A 20,243-nucleotide genomic window follows, 5' to 3' on the forward strand; every position below is an offset into this window, starting at 1 on the left:
GTCGGGCACGGCGGCACCGACCGGTGGACGGGCAGCGTCAAGGATAGCGAGCGATCAGCGGGTGATGTGCTCCGGGAACCGGCAGATCTGCGCGAACTCCTCCGCGTCCAGGCTGGCGCCCCCGACCAGAGCCCCGTCCACGTCCGGCTGCGCCATGATCGCGGCGACGTTCGACGCCTTGACCGACCCGCCGTACAGGATCCGGACCTGCTCGGCGGTGCCCTCGTCGTAGGTCTCGGCGATGCGCTTGCGCACCGCGCCGCAGACCTCCTGGGCGTCGTCCGGGGTCGCCGTCTTGCCGGTGCCGATCGCCCAGACCGGCTCGTACGCCACGACGACCTTGGTGACCTGCTCGGCGGTGAGCCCCTTCAGCGCGCCGTCGAGCTGGTCGCAGCAGTGCCGCACCTGACCCGACTGCTCCCGGACCTCCAGGCCCTCACCGATGCAGAGGATCGGGGTGAGCCCGTTCGCCAGCGCCGCCGACACCTTCGCGTTGACGAGCGCGTCGTCCTCGTTGTGGTACTGCCGCCGCTCGGAGTGCCCGACCACCACGTAGCCGCAGCCCAGCTTGGCGAGCATCGGCCCGGCGATGTCACCGGTGTACGCGCCGGACGGGTGCGGCGACAGGTCCTGCGCGCCGTAGCCGATCAGCAGCTTGTCGCCGTCCACGGCGGTCTGCACGGTACGCAGGTCGGTGAAGGGCGGCAGCACCACGCACTCGACGTCGGTGAGCTGCTTCTCGTTCAGGCTCGCGGCCAGCTTCTGCACCAGCAGGTTGGCCTCGAGGTGGTTCAGGTTCATCTTCCAGTTGCCGGCCATCAGCGGCCGGCGGGTCGTGCTCGCCATTCAGTTCTCCAGGGCCGCGATGCCGGGGAGGGTCTTGCCCTCCAGGTATTCCAGGGAGGCGCCACCACCGGTGGAGATGTGCCCGAACGAGGACTCGTCCAGGCCCAGCGCGCGCACCGCCGCGGCCGAGTCGCCGCCGCCGACCACGCTGAACGCGTCGGCCTTGGTGATCGCCTCGGCCACGCCGCGGGTGCCGTTGGCGAACGCCGCCATCTCGAACACGCCCATCGGGCCGTTCCAGAAGACGGTCTTCGCCTGCGACAGCGCGGCGGCGAAACCGGCCACCGTCTCCGGGCCGATGTCCAGGCCCAGCCGGTGACTCGGGATGCCGTCGGCGGGCACGGTGTCGTGCGCGGCGTCCGGCGCGAACGCGTCGGCGACCACCACGTCGACCGGGAGCATGATCTTGCCCGGCGCGCGCTCCATCAGGTTGCGGCAGGTCTCGACCATGTCCTTCTCCAGCAGCGACGTGCCCACCTCGTGGCCCTGGGCCTTGAGGAAGGTGAAGCACATCCCGCCGCCGATGAGCAGCCGGTCCACGGTCGGCAGCAGCGCCTCGATCACTGCGAGCTTGTCCGAGACCTTCGAGCCGCCCAGCACCACCACGTACGGCCGCTCCGGCTCGCCGGTGAGGCGGCTGAGCACCTCGACCTCGCGCAGCACCAGCCGGCCCGCGTATTGCGGCAGCCGGGCCGCTACGTCGTGCACGCTGGCGTGCTTGCGGTGCACCGCGCCGAACGCGTCGTCCACGTAGGCGTCGCCGAACGCCGCGAGCTGGTCGGCGAATGCGCCCCGCTCGGCGTCGTCCTTGCTGGTCTCGCCCTTGTTGAAGCGCAGGTTCTCCAGCAGCGCGACCTGGCCGTCGGCCAGGTCGGCCACGGTGGACCGCGCCGAGTCGCCGACGGTGTCCTCGGCGAAGTGCACCGGGGCACCGAGCAGCTCACCGAGCCGCCCGGCGACCGGGCGCAGGCTGAACTGCGGGTCCGGCGCGCCCTTCGGGCGGCCCAGGTGCGAGCAGACGACCACCTTCGCGCCGGCCTGCACCAGCGCGCTCAGCGTCGGCAGGACGGCCCGGATCCGGCCGTCGTCGGTGATGTCCCCGGTCTGCTTGTCGAGCGGGACGTTCAGGTCGGCGCGCACCAGCACGCGCCGACCCGACACCCCCTCGGCGAGCAGGTCGTCGAGGTTACGGATCGTCACAGAGCTAGCCCTCCGTTCGTGACTGCGGGGCTCGCAAGCTCGCTCCTCGCACTCACAGGGACTGACCGACCAGCTTGACCAGGTCGACCAGGCGGTTCGAGTAGCCCCACTCGTTGTCGTACCAGCCGACGACCTTGACCTGGTTGCCGATCACCTTGGTCAGCGGCGCGTCGAAGATGCACGACGCCGGGTCGGTCACGATGTCGGCGGAGACGATCGGGTCCTCGTTGTAGGTGAGGATGCCCCGCAGCGGGCCCTCGGCGGCGGCCTTGAGCGCGGCGTTCACCTCGTCCACAGTGGTCTCCCGGCCGACCTCGACGGTCAGGTCGGTGGCCGAGCCGGTCGGGATCGGCACGCGCAGCGCGTAGCCGTCCAGCTTGCCCTTGAGCTCCGGCAGGACCAGGCCGATGGCCTTCGCGGCACCGGTCGAGGTCGGCACGATGTTGAGCGCGGCGGCCCGGGCCCGGCGCAGGTCCTTGTGCGGCGCGTCCTGCAGGTTCTGGTCCTGCGTGTACGCGTGGATGGTGGTCATCAGACCCTGCTTGATGCCGAACGTGTCCTGCAGGACCTTCGCCATCGGCGCGAGGCAGTTGGTGGTGCAGGAGGCGTTCGAGATGATGTTGTGCTTGGCCGGGTCGTACTGGTCCTGGTTGACGCCCATGACCACCGTGACGTCCTCGTTCTTCGCCGGAGCGGAGATGATGACCTTCTTGGCCCCGCCGTCGAGGTGCGCCTTCGCCTTGGTGCCGTCGGTGAAGAAGCCGGTGGACTCGATGACCACGTCGGCGCCGACCTCGCCCCACGGCAGCTTCGCCGGGTCCTTCTCGGCGTACGCCTTGATGGTCTTGCCGCCCACGGTGATCTCGTCGGCGGTGGCCTTCACCTCGTGCGGGAGGCGGCCCAGGATGCTGTCGTACTTGACAAGGTGGGCGAGCGTCGCGTTGTCGGTCAGGTCGTTGACCGCCACGACCTCGATGTCAGCGCCGGACGCCAGCACTGCCCGGAAGAAGTTGCGGCCGATCCGGCCGAAGCCGTTGATGCCAACCCGGATGGTCACAGGTCCCATCTCCTCGCGTTCTGGTCCGCCGGCGCCAGACCGCTGCCGGCGGAGGTGTGTGCGCCGACCGTTGGAGCCGGCCGTCGACATGTCATCTCGGCCACCCCGCCGCGGTCACGGAGACCTGACCGCCCGAGGCGGTGAGCACGGCGAGGAGCGCCTGTTCCGGCCCCCTTGCCGTACGCAGCGACCATATCCGAGCGCGCGGCGTCGCGCTGCGGCGGGTGGTGATCCCGCTCGCGGTGCACTGCCGCCCGAGTCCTATCAGACCACGAGCATGTCCGGCGTGACTGCCGCTTCCGTATCCGGGATGCCCAGGTCACGGGCACGCTTGTCGGCCAGCGCGAGCAGCCGGCGGATCCGGCCGGCGATGGCGTCCTTGGTCAGCGGCGGCTCGGCGAGCGCGCCCAGTTCCTCCAGCGAGGCCTGACGGTGCTCCAGGCGCAGCCGCCCGGCCGAGGTCAGGTGGTTCGGCGCGTCGTCGGCGAGGATCTCCAGCGCGCGGGTCACCCGGGCGGCGGCGGCCACCGCAGCGCGCGCGGAGCGGCGCAGGTTGGCGTCGTCGAAGTTGGCCAGCCGGTTCGCTGTGGCGCGCACCTCCCGGCGTACCCTCCGCTCCTCCCAGGCCAGCACGCTGGAGTGCGCACCTATGCGGGTGAGCAGCGCGGCGATCGCGTCACCGTCCTTGACCACCACCCGGTCCACGCCGCGCACCTCGCGGTTCTTGGCGGTGATGCCGATCCGGCGGGCGGCGCCGACGAGCGCCAGCGCCGACTCCGGGCCGGGGCAGGTGATCTCCAGCGCGCTGGAGCGGCCCGGCTCGGTGAGCGAGCCGTGCGCCATGAACGCGCCCCGCCACGCCGACACGGCACAGCAGACGTTCGCGGCCACCACGTGCGGCGGCAGGCCGCGCACCGGGCGGCCCCGCACGTCGAGCAGGCCGGTCTGCCGGGCGAGCGCCTCGCCGTCCTTGACCACCCGCACGATGAAGTGACTGCCCTTGCGCAGCCCGCCGGAGGCGAGCACGTGGATCTCGCTGGAGTAGCCGTACACCTCGGCGATCTCCCGCCGCAGCCGGCGCGCGACCGCGCCGGTGTCCAGCTCCGCCTCGACCACCACGCGGCCCGACACGATGTGCAGGCCGCCGGCGAAACGCAGCAGGGCGGCCATCTCCGCCCGCCGACAGCAGGGCTTGGGCACGTCGACCCGACTCAGCTCGTCCTTGACCGCAGCCGTCATCGCCATAGTGCGCCCCCTCACGGACCGGTTCCGGCGTGTCGCCGGTGATTACGTACGTGTCTAACGATCGGCGCGCAGGACAGGCACCAGCGCGGCGCCCAGGGCGGCTGGATCATGACGGGGCGTGCCGTCCAGGACGGCGACGGGAGCGAGGACCAGCCGGGCACCAAGCGATTCTGCCGCACGTTCGACCGCCGCGGGATCACCCACCGCCGTGGAGTCGGCGAGCACCCGGTCCACCTTCAGCTCGGGCAGATAGCGCCGCAGTGTGTCCAGATGGTCGGGCAGGGAGAGCCCCGAGGTCTCCTTCTCGGCCACCAGGTTGAGCGTCACCAGCCGCCGCGCCGGGCTGGACACGATCGCGTCGGCCAGCCCCGGCACCAGCAGGTGCGGCAGCACGCTCGTGTACCAGCTGCCCGGCCCGAAGATCAGCCAGTCCGCGGCGCGTACCGCCGTCACCGCCTCGGCGCACGCGGCCGGCGCCGACGGGTTGAGCCGCAGCGACTCGACGGTGCCCGGGGTGACCGCGACCTGGTGCTGGCCGCGCACCGTGGACACCTCGTCCGGGTGCTCCGGGTCGGCGCCGCGGACCCGGGCCTCGATGCCCACCGGCTGGCGGGACATCGGCAGCACCCGCCCCACCGCGCCGAGCATCGCCCCGGCGTGGTCGAGCGCGGCCACCGGGTCGCCGAGCAGCTCGGTGAGCCCGTGCAGCAGCAGGTTGCCGACCGCGTGGCCGGCGAGCGAGTCGCCGACCGCGACCGGCACCGGCGCGGCCGGCGTCGGCGCCTGCGGCACGGCGGCGGCGAAGCGGTGCTGGAACAACGCCGCGCTGCGCCGGGTGGCCGGATGGTCACCGGCCAGCGCGACGAGCGCCTGCCGCAGGTCGCCCGGCGGCAGGCCGCCGCGCTCGGCGCGCAACCGGCCGCTGGAGCCGCCGTCGTCACCGACGGTGACCACCGCGGTGATGTCCAGGTCCAGTTCGGGTACGCAGTGACGCAGCGCCCGCAGCGACGCCGAGAGCCCGTGCCCGCCGCCGAAGGCGACCACCCTGGTCAGGGTCACTCCCGCCCCAGGTCCCGGTGCTGGGCGTTCGCGGCGATACCGGAGTGACGCAGCCGGGAGGCCAGCTCCTCGGCGATCGCCACGCTGCGGTGCTTGCCGCCGGTGCAGCCGACCGCCACGGTCAGGTAGCGCTTGCCCTCCCGCTCGAACCCGGCGGTGGTGGCGTTGACCAGGTCGGCGTACCCGGCCACGAACGCGTCGGCGCCCTCCTGGCCCAGCACGTACGCGCTCACCGCCTCCTCGCGGCCGGTGTGCTCGCGCAGCTCCGGCACCCAGTACGGGTTCGGCAGGAACCGGGCGTCCATCACGAAGTCGGCGTCCGGCGGCAGGCCGTACTTGAAGCCGAACGAGATCACGGTGATCCGCAGTCGGCGGGCGTCCTCGCCGCCGAACAGCTCCTCGACCCGGCGGCGCAGCTGGTTCACGTTCAGGTGGCTGGTGTCGATGATCACGTCGGCCTGCTCGCGGGCCTCCTCCAGCAGCGCCCGCTCGACAGCGATGCCGTCGGCCAGCCGCCCGTCGCCCTGCAACGGGTGCGAGCGGCGCACGCTCTCGAACCGCCGGATCAGCACCTCGTCGTCGGCGTCGACGAAGACCACCCGGGGCTGGAAGCCGCGCTCACGCAGCTCCCGGATCGCCCCGGCCAGGTCGGTGGAGAACGCGCGCGAGCGCACGTCCAGCACCATCGCCGTACGCCGGGCCGCGCCACCGGCCTTGAACGCCAGCTCGGCCATGTCCAGCAGCAGCGCCTGCGGCAGGTTGTCGACCACGTAGTAGCCGACGTTCTCCAGCGCCCGCGCCACGGTGCTGCGCCCGCCGCCGGACAGGCCGGTCACCACCACCAGGGAGGTGTCCGACTCGGCCGGCGCCGGTCGCACCGGCGTCGTCTCCGCCTCGGTCGGCCCCAGGTCACCCGCTGTACGCGCCTCGCTCACCCGCTACCCCCAGCCGTGGCGCCGCGGCCCGGTCGGCCGCGCATGGTCAATCAGCGACTCTAACGGCTGCGACCCGGCCCGGGATTCCACGGGGTGACGACCGGAACAAGTCGCCGCGCTCGTGACGGCTCGCCGGGACGGTCGGTGTCGGGGGACGCTCGTAGACTGCGCGGATGGTCTCCCCCACCGACGAGCGGACCACCTCCCCACCGGCCGGCGACGCGCTCGACGTGTTGCGCCGCGTCTTCGGGTACGACGCCTTCCGCGGCTTCCAGCAGGAGGTCGTCGAGCACGTGGTGGCCGGCGGCGACGCGCTGGTGCTCATGCCCACCGGTGGCGGCAAGTCGCTGTGCTACCAGATCCCCGCGCTGGTCCGCGACGGTGTGGCGGTGGTCGTCTCCCCGCTCATCGCGCTCATGCAGGACCAGGTCGACGCCCTGACGGCGGTCGGCGTCCGGGCCGGGTTCCTCAACTCGACCCAGGATCCCGCGCAGCGGCGCCGGGTCGAGGCGGCCTACCTCGCCGGCGAGCTGGACCTGCTCTACCTCGCCCCGGAAGGGCTCGCGGTGCGGTCCACACTCGGCCTGTTGGAACGCGGCCGGGTCGCGTTGTTCGCGATCGACGAGGCGCACTGCGTCTCGCAGTGGGGGCACGACTTCCGCCCCGACTACCTCAACCTGTCGATGCTGCACGAACGCTGGCCGGACGTGCCGCGGATCGCGCTGACCGCCACCGCGACGCAGGCGACCCGCACCGAGATCGCCACCCGGCTGCGGCTCACCGAGGCCCGGCACTTCGTGGCCAGCTTCGACCGGCCCAACATCCAGTACCGCATCGTGCCCAAGCGGGAGCCGCGCCGCCAGCTGCTCAGCCTGCTGCGCGACGAGCACTCCGGCGACGCCGGCATCGTCTACTGCCTGTCCCGCGCCTCGGTGGAGAAGACCGCCGAGTTCCTGGTCGCCAACGGCATCCCCGCGCTGCCGTACCACGCCGGGCTGGACGCCTCGACCCGCGCCGCCAACCAGCAGCGTTTCCTGCGCGAGGACGGTCTGGTCATGGTCGCCACCATCGCGTTCGGCATGGGCATCGACAAGCCCGACGTGCGCTTCGTCGCCCACCTGGACCTGCCGAAGTCGGTGGAGGGCTACTACCAGGAGACCGGCCGCGCCGGGCGCGACGGGCTGCCGTCCACGGCCTGGCTGGCGTACGGACTCCAGGACGTCGTGCAGCAGCGCAAGATGATCGAGACGTCGGAGGGCGACCTGGCGCACCGGCGCAACCTCGCCGCCCACCTGGACGCCATGCTGGCGCTCTGCGAGACGGTCCGCTGCCGCCGCTCCCAACTGCTCGAATACTTCGGCGAAACCGGCGTGGCCGACTGCGGCAACTGCGACACCTGCCTCGAACCACCGGAGTCCTGGGACGGCACCGTCGCCGCGCAGAAGCTGCTGTCCACCGTCTTCCGGCTCGACCGCGAGCGCAACCAGCGGTTCGGCGCCGGGCACAGCATCGACATCCTGCTCGGCAAGCACACCGACAAGATCGACCAGTACGGCCACGACGCGCTCAGCACGTTCGGCATCGGCACCGAGCTGCGCGAGGCCGAGTGGCGTGGGGTGGTGCGGCAACTGCTGGCCGAGGGTCTGCTCGCGGTCGAGGGCGACTACGGCACGCTGGCGCTGACCGAGGCGAGCGCGGACGTGCTCGGCCGGCGCCGTACCGTCACGCTGCGCAAGGAGCCCGAGCGCCCGGCCGCCGGCCGGTCCGCCAAGCCGCGGGGCGCCGCCACTGTGGTCGCCGACCTCTCCCCCGCCGCCGCGCCCGTCTTCGAGCGGCTCCGCGCGTGGCGCGCGGCCACCGCCAAGGAGCAGGGCGTCCCGGCGTACGTCATCTTCCACGACGCGACCCTGCGGCAGATCGCCGCCGAGCCGCCCACCTCCCTCGCCGAGTTGTCCCGGTTCAACGGGGTCGGCGAGAACAAGCTCGCCAAGTACGGCGAGGCGATCCTGGCCGTCCTCGCCGAGTCCTGACGCACGCGGGAGGGCCCGACCCCGTGGTGGGGGTCGGGCCCTTCCGGTGTGCTGTGGCCTCGCTGGGGTTCACGCGGTGGTGCTCTGGTCCGCGAGGTCGTGCTGGCCGCGTTGGCTGCGTTTTCTTGCTCTGCAGCCATCGGCGCGGCGGTGTTGTCTTAGCTGGTGCTGTAGCCGCGGGTGGCGATCCAGTCGGCGAGGTTGTCGATGTTCATGCGGTAGGTGGCGGTGGTGGGGTCGGCGCTGTCGGCGATGGTGACGGTGTTGCCGTTGTCGCGGTAGCCGATGACGCTGATGTAGTGGCCGCCTTCGAAGGAGTGGGTGGTGCCGTCGGTGTCGGTGGCGGTGCCGGCGATGTTGGCGACCACGGCCCGGCCGGCGTCGACGGTCTTGACGACGTCGGCGCGCAGGGTGTCGGTCTGCTTGTCGTCGGCCTTGGGGGTGCTGATCTCGACCGACTTGTAGGCGTCCTTGGTGCCGGTCTCCTTGTTCAGTACGGGGGTGATGTCGTTGATGCTGTTGGTGCCGGCCTCGGTGGTGCCCATCTCCTTGGCCATGGTGTGTACGTCGATGTTCTTGCCCTGCACGCTCAGGGCGTTGCGGGCGGCGGCGGGGCCGCAGAAGTAGAAGTTGGGCTGCGCCTCGTAGCGCACGTCGAGTTCCCGCTCGCCGTGGCCCTTGCGGTCCGCCACCACGCTGGTGGTGGTGGGGGCGGCGTGGGCGGCGATCGCGGGGCCGGCGATGCCGCCGGCGGTGGCGGCGATACCGGCAGCGGTCAGAACGGTCTTACGCAGCAGAGTGGTAGCCATGATGGTTGCCTCCCTGAAGTGGGGGATGACGCGGCGAAGGGGACGCCGCGCGAAAGGGGGGAAAGTCTTTGGGGGTGCCCGTCGATAGGGCTGGCGCGCGGGCGACCCTGGGGGGGCCTGCTCCGCGGCTCGGGGATGTAACGACGACCGGGCCAGGCCGATTCCCTGACCTGGCGATCCGCTCCCGGGTGCCGGGCGGGCCGGTGTCCGGCGCTCGACCCGGTTCCTCGGCGGTCAGCCATGTACAACGCCCCGCGCCGCCCACCGATTCCACGCTGACGATGGCACCGACCACAGCCAGGCCCCCGCCCATCGCAGCGAACCGGACACCGCTCACCAAACCACCCGCGCCGCGCGGATGGGTGCACGGAGATCTCCGCTCCGAACACCAAGATCCACCCCTGCCCGCGCGCGATCTTGCACTTTGGTGCCGGATATGCCTCGCGAAACGGGCATCCCACGGGCCCAAAGTGCAAGATCGCCGGGGCCGAGGCCGGGGCCGGGGCCGAGGCCGAGGCCGGGGCGGGAGGGCGGGGACGACGGGTCACCCGCCCTCGCGTGGCGACACAACCCCCACCAAACCACCCGCGGAACCCTCCCAGGAGGTGGAATGACGCTTCCGCCCATCGGGACCAGCGCCGTCGGTGGAACGTCATGGGTGTCAAATGCGGGCGGAGACACCCATGGTGTTCCACTCGGGCGTTGCCGGCGGGCCGGACAACGGGCGCGAGCAGGAACGGGCAGGAGCCGGGGAACGGGTCAGGGGCGGGGGGCGGCTTCGGTGGTGGTGGTGGTGGAGCCGTCCAGCGCGGCCAGGATCGCCTCGGCCGTACGCCGGCCCACCCCGGGCACTTCGGTGATCTCCTCCACCGTGGCGGACGACAGCCGCTTCAGTGAGCCGAAGTGCCGCAGCAGCGCCTTGCGGCGTACCTCGCCGAGGCCGGGGACGTTGTCCAGCGCCGACTCGGTCATCCGCTTGGAGCGCCGCTGCCTGTGGAACGTGATGGCGAAGCGGTGCGCCTCGTCGCGGACCCGTTGCAGCAGGTAGAGCGCCTCGGAGGTGCGCGGCAGGATCACCGGGAACTCGTCGTCGGGCAGCCAGACCTCCTCCAGCCGCTTCGCCAGCCCGCACAGCGCCACGTCGTCGATGCCCAGCTCGGCGAGCGCCTTCGCGGCGGCGGCGACCTGGGGCGGGCCACCGTCGACCACGACGAGCTGCGGTGGGTACGCGAACTTGCGCGGTCGCCCGGTGGTCGGGTCGATGCCGGGCCGGTCGGGGTCGGAGGCGGTCTCCTCGCCCAGCTCACCGGTCTCGGCGCGGGCGTCGAGGTAGCGGGCGAAGCGCCGCCGCAGCACCTCGGACATGGCCGACAGGTCGTCGGTGGCGCCGCGCACGATGAACCGGCGGTATTCGCTCTTGCGGGGCAGCCCGTCCTCGAACACGACCATGCTGGCGACCACGTCGGTGCCCTGAATCTGGGACACGTCGAAGCACTCGATGCGCAGCGGTGAGGTGTTCATGGCGAGCGCGTCGGCGATCTCGTCGAGCGCCTGGCTGCGGGTGGTCAGGTCACCGGCCCGCTTGAGCTTGTGCCGGGCCAGCGCGTCCCTGGCGTTGCGCTCGACAGTCTCCAGCAGCGACCGCTTGTCGCCGCGCTGCGGCACCCGCAGCGACACCCGGCTGCCCCGGCGGGCGGTGAGCCAGTCGGCGAGCGCGTCGGCGTCGCCTGGTAGCTCGGGGACGAGCAGCTCGCGGGGCACGTCGGCCTCGCCCTGCTCGCCGCCGTACACCTGGGTGCAGAAGTGGTGCACGAGGTCGCCGGTGGTCAGCTCCTCGGTCTTCTCCACCACCCAGCCGCGCTGGCCGCGCACCCGGCCGCCGCGGACGTGGAAGACCTGCACGGCGGCTTCGAGCGGGTCGTCGGCGAACGCGACCACGTCGGCGTCGGTGCCGTCGCCGAGCACCACCGTCTGCTTCTCCATCGCCCGGCGCAGCGCCGCGACGTCGTCGCGCAGCCGGGCGGCCCGCTCGAACTCCAGCTGCTCGCTGGCGTCGAGCATCTCCTTCTCCAGCCGCCGGACCATGGTGTCGGTGCGGCCGGCCATGAAGTCGCAGAAGCCGTCGACGATCTCCCGGTGCTGTTCTGCGGTGACGCTGCCGACGCACGGCGCCGAGCACTTGCCGATGTAGCCGAGCAGGCAGGGCCGGCCGACCTGGCCGGCCCGCTTGAACACCCCGGACGAGCAGGTCCGCGCCGGGAAGACCCGCAGCAGCAGGTCGAGCGTCTCGCGGATGGCCCAGGCGTGGGAGTACGGCCCGAAGTAGCGCACACCCTTGCGCTTCACGCCGCGCATCACCTGCAACCGGGGGTATTCCTCGTCGAGCGTGACCGCGAGATAGGGGTACGACTTGTCGTCGCGGTAGCGGACGTTGAACCGGGGGTCGTACTGCTTGATCCAGGTGTATTCCTGCTGGAGCGCCTCGACCTCGGTGGCGACGGTGATCCAGTCGACCGACTCGGCGGTGAACACCATCTGCCGGGTGCGCTGGTGCAGGCCGACCGGGTCGGCGAAGTAGGAGTTGAGCCGGCTGCGCAGGTTGCGCGCCTTGCCGACGTAGATCACCCGGCCGGTGCCGTCGCGGAAGCGGTAGACCCCTGGCGACTCCGGGATGGTGCCGGGCGCGGGACGGTAGGTCGAGGGGTCAGCCACGGCGTCAAGCCTAGTCCGCACCCCTGACACGCGACCGTCACCGCGCCCCCGCCGACGACCGGCCGGCGGGGGCGCGGAACGGGTCAGGCCAGCGTGATCTGGTCGCCGTCGACCTTGATCTCCTTCGCCGCGAGCGGCTTGGTGGCCGGGCCGCCCTTCACCGAGCCGTCGACGATCGAGAACCGGCTGTTGTGGCAGGTGCAGTTGATCGTGCCGCCGTCGACGTTCGACACCGGGCAGCGCTGGTGCGTGCAGATCGGGTCGAACGCCTTGAACTGGCCGGCCTCGGGCTGCGTGATCACCACGCCCTGGCTGGCGAAGACGGCGCCGCCGCCCACCGGGATGTCCGAGGTGCGCGCCAGCGCGCTGCCGCCGTCACGGTCGCCGCCGCCGGCGTCGCCGGTCGCGGTGGCGCCGGGCGGGCCGCCGCTGGTCGGGGCGAGCCCGGGGGACGCGTCGTCGTCGCTGCCGCAGCCCGCGAGCACCACGGCCGCGCCGATCGCTCCGGCTCCGGTGAGCAGGGTACGGCGGCTCTGGGTGACCGGTCGGGTCAGCGCCTGATCATCACTCATATCCGGCCTTTCTCTCGGCTTACTGCGGAAACACGCACCAGCGTGGGGCACGGTTCATACTGGCGCGTCACAGACCGGGCACCGACGGCCCGGCCTGCGAAAACGCGTACCGGATGGGTCAGCGCGCCCCGGCGGGGACCTTGCGGGTCCGCGTCTTGGCGCTGCCGTTGGCCTTGGCCGCCCGGGTGGTGGCCGCCTTGGCGCCCTTGGCCTCGCCGTCGAGCTTGAGGATCGGCCGCAGGAACTGCCCGGTGTGGCTCTCCGGCACCTCGGCGACCTCCTCCGGCGTGCCGGTGGCGAGCACGGTGCCGCCCCGGTGGCCGCCCTCGGGGCCCATGTCGATGAGCCAGTCGGCCGTCTTGATCACGTCGAGGTTGTGCTCGATGGTGATGACCGTGTTGCCCTTGTCGACCAGGCCCTCCAGCACCATCAGCAGCTTGCGGATGTCCTCGAAGTGCAGGCCGGTGGTGGGCTCGTCGAGCACGTAGACGGTGCGGCCGGTGGAGCGCTTCTGGAGTTCGGAGGCGAGCTTGACGCGCTGCGCCTCACCGCCGGACAGCGTCGGCGCGGGCTGGCCGAGGCGGACGTAGCCGAGGCCGACGTCGACGAGCGTCCTGAGGTGCCGGTGGATGGCCGGGATGGCGGAGAAGAACTCGGCCGCCTCCTCGATCGGCATGTCCAGCACCTCGGCGACCGTCTTGCCCTTGTAGTGCACCTCGAGCGTCTCGCGGTTGTAGCGCGCGCCCTTGCACACCTCGCAGGGGACGTAGACGTCCGGCAGGAAGTTCATCTCGATCTTGATCGTGCCGTCACCGGAGCACGCCTCGCAGCGCCCGCCCTTGACGTTGAACGAGAACCGGCCCGGGCCGTACCCGCGCACCTTGGCCTCGGTGGTCTCGGCGAAGAGCTTGCGGATGTGGTCCCAGACACCGGTGTACGTGGCGGGGTTGGAGCGCGGCGTCCGCCCGATCGGCGACTGGTCCACGCCGACGACCTTGTCCACGTTCTCCAGGCCGGTGATCCGGGTGTGCCGGCCGGGCACCAGCCGGGCGCCGTTGATCTGGTTGGCGAGCACGGTGTAGAGGATGTCGTTCACCAGCGTCGACTTGCCCGAGCCGCTGACGCCGGTGACCGCGATGAGCTGGCCGAGCGGGAAGCTCACGGTGAGGTTGCGCAGGTTGTGCTCGCGCGCGCCGTGCACCACCAGCTCGCGCCCCGGCGTCTGCGGCCGGCGGGCGGCCGGCGTCGGGATGGACTTCCGCCCGGCCAGGTACGCCCCGGTGACCGACTCGGTGTTGTCCAGCAGCGCCGGCACCGACCCGCTGTGCACGATCTTGCCGCCGTGCTCGCCCGCGCCCGGGCCGATGTCGACGATCCAGTCCGCCACCCGGATGGTGTCCTCGTCGTGCTCGACCACGATCAGCGTGTTGCCCAGGCCGCGCAGCCGCAGCAGCGTCTCGATGAGCCGGTGGTTGTCGCGCTGGTGCAGGCCGATCGACGGCTCGTCGAGCACGTAGAGCACGCCGACCAGGCCGGAGCCGATCTGGGTGGCCAGCCGGATGCGCTGGGCCTCACCGCCGGAGAGCGTGCCGGCCGGGCGGTCCAGCGAGAGGTAGTCCAGACCGACGTCGAGCAGGAACTTCAGCCGGGCGTTGATCTCCTTGAGGACCCGCTCGGCGATCATCTTCTGCCGGTCGGTCAGCTCGATGCCGGCGAGCAGGTCGGCCGCCTCGCCGACGGAGAGGTTGCAGACCTCGGCGATGCTCTTGCCCGCCAGGGTGACCGCGAGCACCTCCGGCTTGAGCCGGGTGCCGCCGCAGGCCGCGCAGGGCACGTCCCGCATGTAGCCCTCGTACTTGTCCCGGGACCACTCCGACTCGGTGTCGGTGTGCCGGCGCTCGATCCACTGCACCACGCCCTCGAAGCCGGTGTAGTAGGAGCGCTCACGGCCGTACTTGTTGCGGTAGCGCACGTGCACCTGGTCGTCGGAGCCGTGCAGGATCGTCTTCTGCGCCCGCGACGGCAGCGCCCGCCACGGGGTGTCGATGTCGAAGTGCTCGGCCTCGCCGAGCGCCTCCAGCAGCCGCAGGAAGTATTCGAGGTTGTGGCCGGTGGCCCAGGGCTGGATCGCGCCCTCGCGCAGCGTGCGCTCCGGGTCGGGGATGACCAGCTCGGGGTCCACCTCCTTCTTGGTGCCGAGGCCGGTGCACTCCGGGCAGGCGCCGTACGGGGCGTTGAAGGAGAAGACGCGGGGTTCCAGATCCTCGATCGCGAGGGGGTGGTCGTTCGGGCAGGCCAGGTGCTCGGAGTAGCGGCGCTCCCGGGCCGGGTCGTCCTCCGGCAGGTCGACGAAGTCGAGCAGCACCAGGCCGCCGGACAGGCCGAGCGCGGCCTCGACCGAGTCGGTGAGCCGCTGCTTGGCACTCGGCTTGACGCTGAGCCGGTCGATCACCACCTCGATGGTGTGCTTCTCCTGCTTCTTGAGCTTCGGCGGCTCGGTCAGCGGGTGCACCACGCCGTCGACCCGGGCGCGGGCGTAGCCCTTGGCCTGGAGTTCGGCGAACAGGTCGACGTACTCGCCCTTGCGGCCGCGCACCACCGGCGCGAGCACCATGAACCGGGTGCCCTCGGCCATGGCCAGGACGCGGTCGACGATCTGCTGCGGGCTCTGCTTGGAGATCCGCTCGCCGCAGATCGGGCAGTGCGGCTCGCCGATGCGGGCGAACAGCAGGCGGAGGTAGTCGTAGACCTCGGTGATCGTGCCGACGGTGGAGCGCGGGTTGCGCGAGGTGGACTTCTGGTCGATGGAGACGGCGGGACTGAGGCCCTCGATGAAGTCGACGTCGGGCTTGTCCATCTGGCCGAGGAACTGCCGGGCGTACGACGACAGCGACTCGACGTAGCGGCGCTGGCCCTCGGCGAAGATGGTGTCGAACGCCAGGCTCGACTTGCCCGAACCGGAGAGCCCGGTGAAGACGATCAGGGCGTCCCGGGGCAGGTCGAGACTGACGTCACGCAGGTTGTGCTCGCGCGCGCCACGGATGATCAGTCGGTCGGCCACGGTGCGTGTGCTCCCGGAAGAAGAATATGAGGCGGATCTGTGCACCAGACGCCGGGTCTGGGTGGTTTTCACAGGTTGTCGGGCGCAGAAAAGACGCCTCGGCAACTCTAGCCCCGACGTATGACAACTTCCGTCGCGCGAACATTCCCCCAGCTCAGGCCGGTCGGGCGGGAACCACGCAGGTCCACCCGACCGGCCCGGGCCGGCTCAGAATGCCCCGGGTGTGGGCGGGGTCGCCGGACGTCCGGTGCGTCGCCGCCCGGCCCGCCATCCGCCCCGCCGTTCGGCCGCCAGCCGGGCCGCGCGGCGACCGCCCTCGTGCTCGATCTCCCGCTGCAACCGGCGCCAGCTCTCCCAGCGGCGCACCGGCAGCTCGCCGTCGTCCATCGCGGCCCGCACCGCGCAGCCCGGCTCGGCGTCGTGGGCGCAGTCGGCGTACCGGCAGCCGGCGGCCAGCTCGGTGATGTCGGCGAACGCCCGGTCCAGGCCGGCCGCGCCGTCGAGCAGGCCGACCGCCCGTACGCCCGGGGTGTCCAGCACCGCTCCCCCACCCGGCAGCGGCACCAGCGACCGCCAGGTGGTGGTGTGCCGGCCCTTGCCGTCGACCCGGCGGATCGCCTGGGTGCGCATCACGTCCGCCCCGGCCAGCGCGTTGACCAGGCTCGACTTGCCGGCGCCGGAGGGGCCGAGCAGGCCGAGCGTGCGCCCCGGGGCGACGTGCCTGCGCAGCGGCGCCAGGCCGGTGCCCCGCTCCGCGCTGACCGGCAGCACCGGCACCCCCGGCGCGAGGTCGGCCAGTTGCCGGGCCACCGCCGCCGGGTCGGCGGCCAGGTCGGCCTTGGTGAGCACGACGAGCGGCTCCGCCCCGGATTCGTGCACCAGGGAGAGCAGCCGTTCGATCCGCGCGGCGTCCGGTTCCGGGTGCACCGGCTCGACCACCGCGGCGGCGTCGAGGTTGGCGGCCAGCACCTGGCCGCTGGCGTCCTTGCCCGCGGTACGCCGCACCAGCGCGGTACGCCGCGGCAGCACCGCCTCCACCGTGACCGGGCCGTCCGGCCAGGTGGACAGCAGCACCCAGTCACCCGCGCAGGGCAGCGCGGTCAGGTCGCGGGCGGCGGCGGACAGCACGCCGCCGCCGAGGCTGGCCCGCACCGGCCCCTGCGGGCACAGCACGGTGCAGACGCCCCGGTCCACCCGGGCGACCCGCCCGGGACGGTGGCCGGCGCGCCGGTCGAGATGGGCCGCCCAGCCGGCGTCCCAGCCGAGGGCGGTCAGATCGAGAGTCATGGTGTCCTCATCGGTGTCGAGGGGAGGTACGGCGGAACACACGCGCTGCGACCGGCATGCGCACCACCTCCCCTCCGACTCCCGGTGCCGCGTACCCGACGACGTGGAGCCCGGCGCGTCCGGCGCCGGCCCTATGTCGTCGGCCCCGACGGTAGGTGGCACGCCGACGCGCCGAAAGCGATTTCCCCCCGGGCACGGCCCGGTCCGGCCCGCTAGGGTCGGACGGGTGAGAACGCGATGACCGCCGACCCCCTGCTGCTGACCGGCGCGCTGGCCGAGGCGAACGACCGGCTGCTGCGTACCGTGTCCGGTCTGACCGCCGCGGACGTCGCGGCGCCCTCGCTGCTGCCGGGCTGGACCCGCGCGCACGTGCTCACCCACCTGGCCCGCAACGCCGACGGGTTCGTCAACCTGCTCACCTCGGCGCGCACCGGCGAGGAGATCCCGATGTACGCCTCGGCGCAGGCCCGCGCCGACGACATCGACGCCGGCGCCGACCGCGGCCCGGCCGACCTGCTGGACGACGTACGCCGCAGCGGCCAGCGCTTCGACGCGGCGGTCGCGGCGATGCCCGTGGACGCCTGGGGCGCCACGGTGCAGACCCGGCGTGGCCCGTGGCCGGCGGCGATGCTGGTCTGGGGGCGGCTGCGCGAGGTCGAGGTGCACCACGTCGACCTGGCGGCCGGTTACCGGCCCGCGGACTGGCCGGAGGCGTTCGCCCAGCGGCTGCTGCACGAGGTGGTGACCGGGCTGGCCGGCAACCCGGCCGCACCGGCCATGGTGCTGCGTTTCGACGGCGCGGCGTCCGAACTCGTCGTGGGTGACCCGGAGGGGGCGCCCACGGTCACCGGCCCCGCGCCGGAACTCGCCGCCTGGCTGACCGGCCGGGGCGCGGGCGAGCTGCTCACCGTCGAACCCGACGGCCCCCTGCCGAACCCACCGGAATGGATCTGAACATCGTCATGACCTACACCGGAGACGTCACGCCCGGCGGTCCGCCGGCCGTGCGCGAGCTCGACCGGCTCACCGTCACCAAGCTGTCGGTGGGCCCGATGGACAACAACGCCTATCTGCTGCGCTGCAACGCCACCGGCGAGCAGGTGCTGATCGACGCCGCGAACGAGGCGCCGCGCCTGCTGGAGCTGGTCGGCGACGGCGGGCTGGCCGCCGTGGTGACCACCCACCAGCACATGGACCACTGGGTCGCGCTGGAGGAGGTGGTGGCCAAGACCGGGGCGCGCGCGCTGGTGCACGCCGACGACGCCGAGGGCCTGCCCATCGAGGCCGAGCGGCTCGCCGACGGCGACACGGTGCCGGTCGGTGACTGCGGGCTGGAGGTCATCCACCTGCGCGGGCACACACCGGGCTCGATCGCGCTGCTCTACCGCGACCCGGCCGGCACCCCGCATCTCTTCACCGGGGACTCCCTCTTCCCGGGTGGCGTGGGAAACACGGACCAGGATCCGGAGCGCTTCGGCCGGCTCATCGACGACGTCGAGGCCAAGCTGTTCGACCGGCTGCCGGACGACACCTGGTTCTACCCGGGCCACGGCAAGGACAGCACCATCGGCGCCGAGCGGCCCGCGTTGCCGCAGTGGCGCGCCCGCGGCTGGTGAGGACGCCCGGCCCGGCCTCCCCCGTGACGGCCGGGCCGGGCGCGGTCAGGCAGTGAGCGCCCGCAGCCGGCGCCGGGTGGCGAGCAGCACCGGGCCGGCCAGCAGCAGCCCGACCGCCATGGTCAGCACCGTGGGGTTGAGCGCCCCGGGGAGCAGGCCGGTCAGCGCCCGCGCGGCGAGCCCCAGCGCCACGTAGAGCCCGGCCCACGCGGTCGCCCCGGCCGCCGCGCAGACCAGGAACCGCCGGTACGACATCCGCAGCCCGCCCGCGGCCAGCGGCAGCAACGCGTTGAACACCGGCAGGAACGGCGCCACCAGCACGATCCGTCCTCCGCCGCGGTGCAGCAGCGTCTCGGCTGCGGCCCAGCGGGACTCGCCGATCCAGCCGCCCACCCGGCTGTCCCGCAGCCGCCCGCCCCAGCGCCGGCCGGCGAAGAAACTCAGCGACCAGCCGACCAGGCAGCCCGCGACCACCGCCGCGACGGTGAGCGCCCCACCGGCCGGACGACCCGCGCCGACCGCGGCCAGGACCGCGGCGTCGCCGGGCACCAGCACCCCGATCAGGGGTACGGCGTCGGCGAGCATGACCACGCCGAGCAGCCCCATCAACAGGGTGGTGGGCAGCTCACCGGCGGCGGCCACGAGTTCGTTCATGAGCTGCACGCTATGCGGCGGCGGCACGCGGGCGCATCGGGCATGATCCCCCAGTGGTCCCCGACACCCGGCCGGGGAGACCCCTAGGGTCAGCCGGGCTCATCGGGGCCGGAGCACCTGCACCCGGCGTACCGGGGAGTCGACCGAGGGTTCGGTGGTCGGCACCGGGTAGCTCGCCACCAGTTCCAGCCCGTCCGGCGGCAGGTGGCCCCGGTCCGGGTCACCGACCAGCACCTGCACGCCGTGCGCGGCGCAGCGCCGCAGGTAGGGCAGGACCCGGGCGGCCAGGCCCGCGTCGTAGAGGGCGTCCCCTGCCACCAGCAGGTCGGCGCCGGTCACCCCGTCGAGCAGGTCGGCGCCGTCGGCTGTCACCCGGACCCGGTTGGCCCGGGCATTGACGGTGACCGCCGCCACCGCGTACGGGTCGATGTCGTTGGCGATGACCTGGTCGGCCCCGGCGAGCGCGGCGGCGATGGCGACCAGCCCCGAGCCGGCCCCCAGGTCGAGCACCCGCCGCCCGGCGGCCAGCTCCGGGTGGTCCAGCAGGTGCCGGGCGAGCGCCTGGCCACCGGCCCAGACCGACGCCCAGTACGGCGGCGGCAGCGACCGCCCGGCGGCGGCCTCCATCCGGGCCCACCACAGGATGGCGTCCTCGGCCAGGTACAGGCGCACCTCCGGCACGAACGGCGTACCGACCAGGCGCAGGCGGTCCGGGCCCCCGCCGGGCGCCGCGATCTCCTGCTCCAGGTCGGCCAGAGCCGTCTGCCTGCTCATCGGGGCAAGCATGCCGTGCCCGGCCCGACGGCGGGGTCTTTTTCCGGTCGCGCACGTATTCACGGGCGCGCCGCGCGCTTCCGGCAGCGGATTCCGGTCCGGACGGTTACTGTCAGGGTGGTACAGGGCGATCACCGGCCGCGGAGCCGGTGCTCGCTCGCATTGAACAGGGAGAGACGCATGGCAACCGGCACGGTCAAGTGGTTCAACTCGGAAAAGGGCTTCGGCTTCATCGAGCAGGACGGCGGAGGCCCGGACGTGTTCGTCCACTACTCGGCCATCCAGAGCAGTGGCTACCGCGAGCTGAACGAGGGCCAGAAGGTCGAGTTCGAGGTGACCCAGGGGCAGAAGGGCCCGCAGGCGGACAACGTTCGTCCGATGTAACG

The 20,243-nt window shown here is 72.6% G+C and carries 17 protein-coding genes; 4 read left to right on the forward strand and 13 right to left on the reverse strand.

Annotation, left to right across the window (positions count from 1 at the left end):
- Window positions 1-54: 54 nt before the first annotated feature.
- From tpiA to rapZ, 6 genes are all read right to left on the reverse strand, one after another.
- Window positions 55-846 (reverse strand): triose-phosphate isomerase, encoded by a 792-nt coding sequence (tpiA, locus tag MICAU_RS21585; protein ID WP_013287464.1) that lies wholly within the window; start codon window positions 844-846, stop codon window positions 55-57.
- Window positions 847-2,046: a phosphoglycerate kinase gene (locus MICAU_RS21590; protein ID WP_013287465.1), complete on the reverse strand. Its 1,200-nt coding sequence runs from the start codon at window positions 2,044-2,046 to the stop codon at window positions 847-849.
- 52 nt (window positions 2,047-2,098) lie between these two features.
- Complete coding sequence (gene gap, locus MICAU_RS21595) at window positions 2,099-3,103, reverse strand: type I glyceraldehyde-3-phosphate dehydrogenase (RefSeq protein ID WP_013287466.1); 1,005 nt, start codon at window positions 3,101-3,103, stop codon at window positions 2,099-2,101.
- Window positions 3,104-3,367: 264 nt separating this feature from the next.
- Window positions 3,368-4,348: a DNA-binding protein WhiA gene (gene whiA / locus MICAU_RS21600; protein ID WP_013287467.1), complete on the reverse strand. Its 981-nt coding sequence runs from the start codon at window positions 4,346-4,348 to the stop codon at window positions 3,368-3,370.
- 54 nt (window positions 4,349-4,402) lie between these two features.
- Window positions 4,403-5,407 carry a gluconeogenesis factor YvcK family protein gene (locus MICAU_RS21605; RefSeq protein ID WP_013287468.1) on the reverse strand — a complete coding sequence of 335 codons (1,005 nt, stop codon included), beginning with the start codon at window positions 5,405-5,407 and terminating at the stop codon, window positions 4,403-4,405.
- Window positions 5,404-6,315 carry an RNase adapter RapZ gene (gene rapZ / locus MICAU_RS21610; protein WP_221488539.1) on the reverse strand — a complete coding sequence of 304 codons (912 nt, stop codon included), beginning with the start codon at window positions 6,313-6,315 and terminating at the stop codon, window positions 5,404-5,406. The genes MICAU_RS21605 and rapZ overlap by 4 nt, the downstream gene beginning before the upstream one ends.
- Window positions 6,316-6,515: 200 nt before the next feature.
- Between rapZ and recQ the strand changes: the two genes are divergently transcribed.
- Window positions 6,516-8,372 (forward strand): DNA helicase RecQ, encoded by a 1,857-nt coding sequence (recQ, locus tag MICAU_RS21615; protein ID WP_013287470.1) that lies wholly within the window; start codon window positions 6,516-6,518, stop codon window positions 8,370-8,372.
- A gap of 158 nt (window positions 8,373-8,530) precedes the next feature.
- Here recQ and MICAU_RS21620 read toward each other — a convergent pair whose 3' ends face one another.
- The 5 genes from MICAU_RS21620 to rsgA all read right to left on the reverse strand — a co-directional run bounded on the left by MICAU_RS21620 (window position 8,531) and on the right by rsgA (window position 16,813).
- Window positions 8,531-9,181, reverse strand: a complete 651-nt coding sequence (locus MICAU_RS21620; RefSeq protein WP_013287471.1) for a C39 family peptidase — start codon at window positions 9,179-9,181, stop codon at window positions 8,531-8,533.
- 759 nt (window positions 9,182-9,940) lie between these two features.
- The gene (uvrC, locus tag MICAU_RS21625) at window positions 9,941-11,893 is read right to left on the reverse strand and encodes an excinuclease ABC subunit UvrC (protein ID WP_013287472.1); all 1,953 of its coding nucleotides are present in this window, start codon (window positions 11,891-11,893) and stop codon (window positions 9,941-9,943) included.
- A gap of 83 nt (window positions 11,894-11,976) precedes the next feature.
- Window positions 11,977-12,465 (reverse strand): Rieske (2Fe-2S) protein, encoded by a 489-nt coding sequence (locus MICAU_RS21630; RefSeq protein WP_013287473.1) that lies wholly within the window; start codon window positions 12,463-12,465, stop codon window positions 11,977-11,979.
- Window positions 12,466-12,583: 118 nt separating this feature from the next.
- Window positions 12,584-15,526, reverse strand: coding sequence for an excinuclease ABC subunit UvrA (gene uvrA, locus MICAU_RS21635; protein WP_013287474.1), 2,943 nt, complete (start codon window positions 15,524-15,526; stop codon window positions 12,584-12,586).
- Window positions 15,527-15,733: 207 nt separating this feature from the next.
- Window positions 15,734-16,813, reverse strand: a complete 1,080-nt coding sequence (gene rsgA, locus MICAU_RS21640) for a ribosome small subunit-dependent GTPase A (protein ID WP_013287475.1) — start codon at window positions 16,811-16,813, stop codon at window positions 15,734-15,736.
- 237 nt (window positions 16,814-17,050) lie between these two features.
- Between rsgA and MICAU_RS21645 the strand changes: the two genes are divergently transcribed.
- Window positions 17,051-17,767: a maleylpyruvate isomerase family mycothiol-dependent enzyme gene (locus tag MICAU_RS21645; protein WP_013287476.1), complete on the forward strand. Its 717-nt coding sequence runs from the start codon at window positions 17,051-17,053 to the stop codon at window positions 17,765-17,767.
- Between the two features lie 8 nt (window positions 17,768-17,775).
- Entirely contained in the window at window positions 17,776-18,429 is a 654-nt protein-coding gene (locus MICAU_RS21650; RefSeq protein WP_041784581.1) for an MBL fold metallo-hydrolase, read from the forward strand.
- Window positions 18,430-18,474: 45 nt separating this feature from the next.
- Here the strand turns inward: MICAU_RS21650 and MICAU_RS21655 are convergent, their stop codons facing one another.
- Together MICAU_RS21655 and MICAU_RS21660 are read right to left on the reverse strand one after the other, a co-directional pair.
- Window positions 18,475-19,083, reverse strand: a complete 609-nt coding sequence (locus tag MICAU_RS21655) for a DedA family protein (protein ID WP_013287478.1) — start codon at window positions 19,081-19,083, stop codon at window positions 18,475-18,477.
- Between the two features lie 99 nt (window positions 19,084-19,182).
- The gene (locus MICAU_RS21660) at window positions 19,183-19,857 is read right to left on the reverse strand and encodes a class I SAM-dependent methyltransferase (RefSeq protein ID WP_013475868.1); all 675 of its coding nucleotides are present in this window, start codon (window positions 19,855-19,857) and stop codon (window positions 19,183-19,185) included.
- A gap of 180 nt (window positions 19,858-20,037) precedes the next feature.
- On the opposite strand from MICAU_RS21660, the gene MICAU_RS21665 reads away from it, so the two are divergent.
- A complete protein-coding gene (locus MICAU_RS21665; RefSeq protein ID WP_013287480.1) occupies window positions 20,038-20,241 on the forward strand; it encodes a cold-shock protein in 204 nt (67 codons plus the stop codon).
- Window positions 20,242-20,243 lie beyond the last annotated feature (2 nt).

The organism is Micromonospora aurantiaca ATCC 27029 (genome assembly GCF_000145235.1).
GTDB classification, from domain to species: Bacteria; Actinomycetota; Actinomycetes; order Mycobacteriales; family Micromonosporaceae; genus Micromonospora; species Micromonospora aurantiaca.

Excerpts from the sequence above, each read along its gene's own strand:
- tpiA (WP_013287464.1), bottom strand. The coding sequence starts at position 846 with ATGGCGAGCACGACCCGCCGGCCGCTGATGGCCGGCAACTGGAAGATG.
- whiA (WP_013287467.1), bottom strand. The coding sequence starts at position 4,348 with ATGGCGATGACGGCTGCGGTCAAGGACGAGCTGAGTCGGGTCGACGTG.
- recQ (WP_013287470.1), top strand. The coding sequence starts at position 6,516 with ATGGTCTCCCCCACCGACGAGCGGACCACCTCCCCACCGGCCGGCGAC.
- MICAU_RS21620 (WP_013287471.1), bottom strand. The coding sequence starts at position 9,181 with ATGGCTACCACTCTGCTGCGTAAGACCGTTCTGACCGCTGCCGGTATC.
- MICAU_RS21630 (WP_013287473.1), bottom strand. The coding sequence starts at position 12,465 with ATGAGTGATGATCAGGCGCTGACCCGACCGGTCACCCAGAGCCGCCGT.
- rsgA (WP_013287475.1), bottom strand. The coding sequence starts at position 16,813 with ATGACTCTCGATCTGACCGCCCTCGGCTGGGACGCCGGCTGGGCGGCC.
- MICAU_RS21645 (WP_013287476.1), top strand. The coding sequence starts at position 17,051 with ATGACCGCCGACCCCCTGCTGCTGACCGGCGCGCTGGCCGAGGCGAAC.
- MICAU_RS21650 (WP_041784581.1), top strand. The coding sequence starts at position 17,776 with ATGACCTACACCGGAGACGTCACGCCCGGCGGTCCGCCGGCCGTGCGC.
- MICAU_RS21655 (WP_013287478.1), bottom strand. The coding sequence starts at position 19,083 with ATGAACGAACTCGTGGCCGCCGCCGGTGAGCTGCCCACCACCCTGTTG.
- MICAU_RS21660 (WP_013475868.1), bottom strand. The coding sequence starts at position 19,857 with ATGAGCAGGCAGACGGCTCTGGCCGACCTGGAGCAGGAGATCGCGGCG.
- MICAU_RS21665 (WP_013287480.1), top strand. The coding sequence starts at position 20,038 with ATGGCAACCGGCACGGTCAAGTGGTTCAACTCGGAAAAGGGCTTCGGC.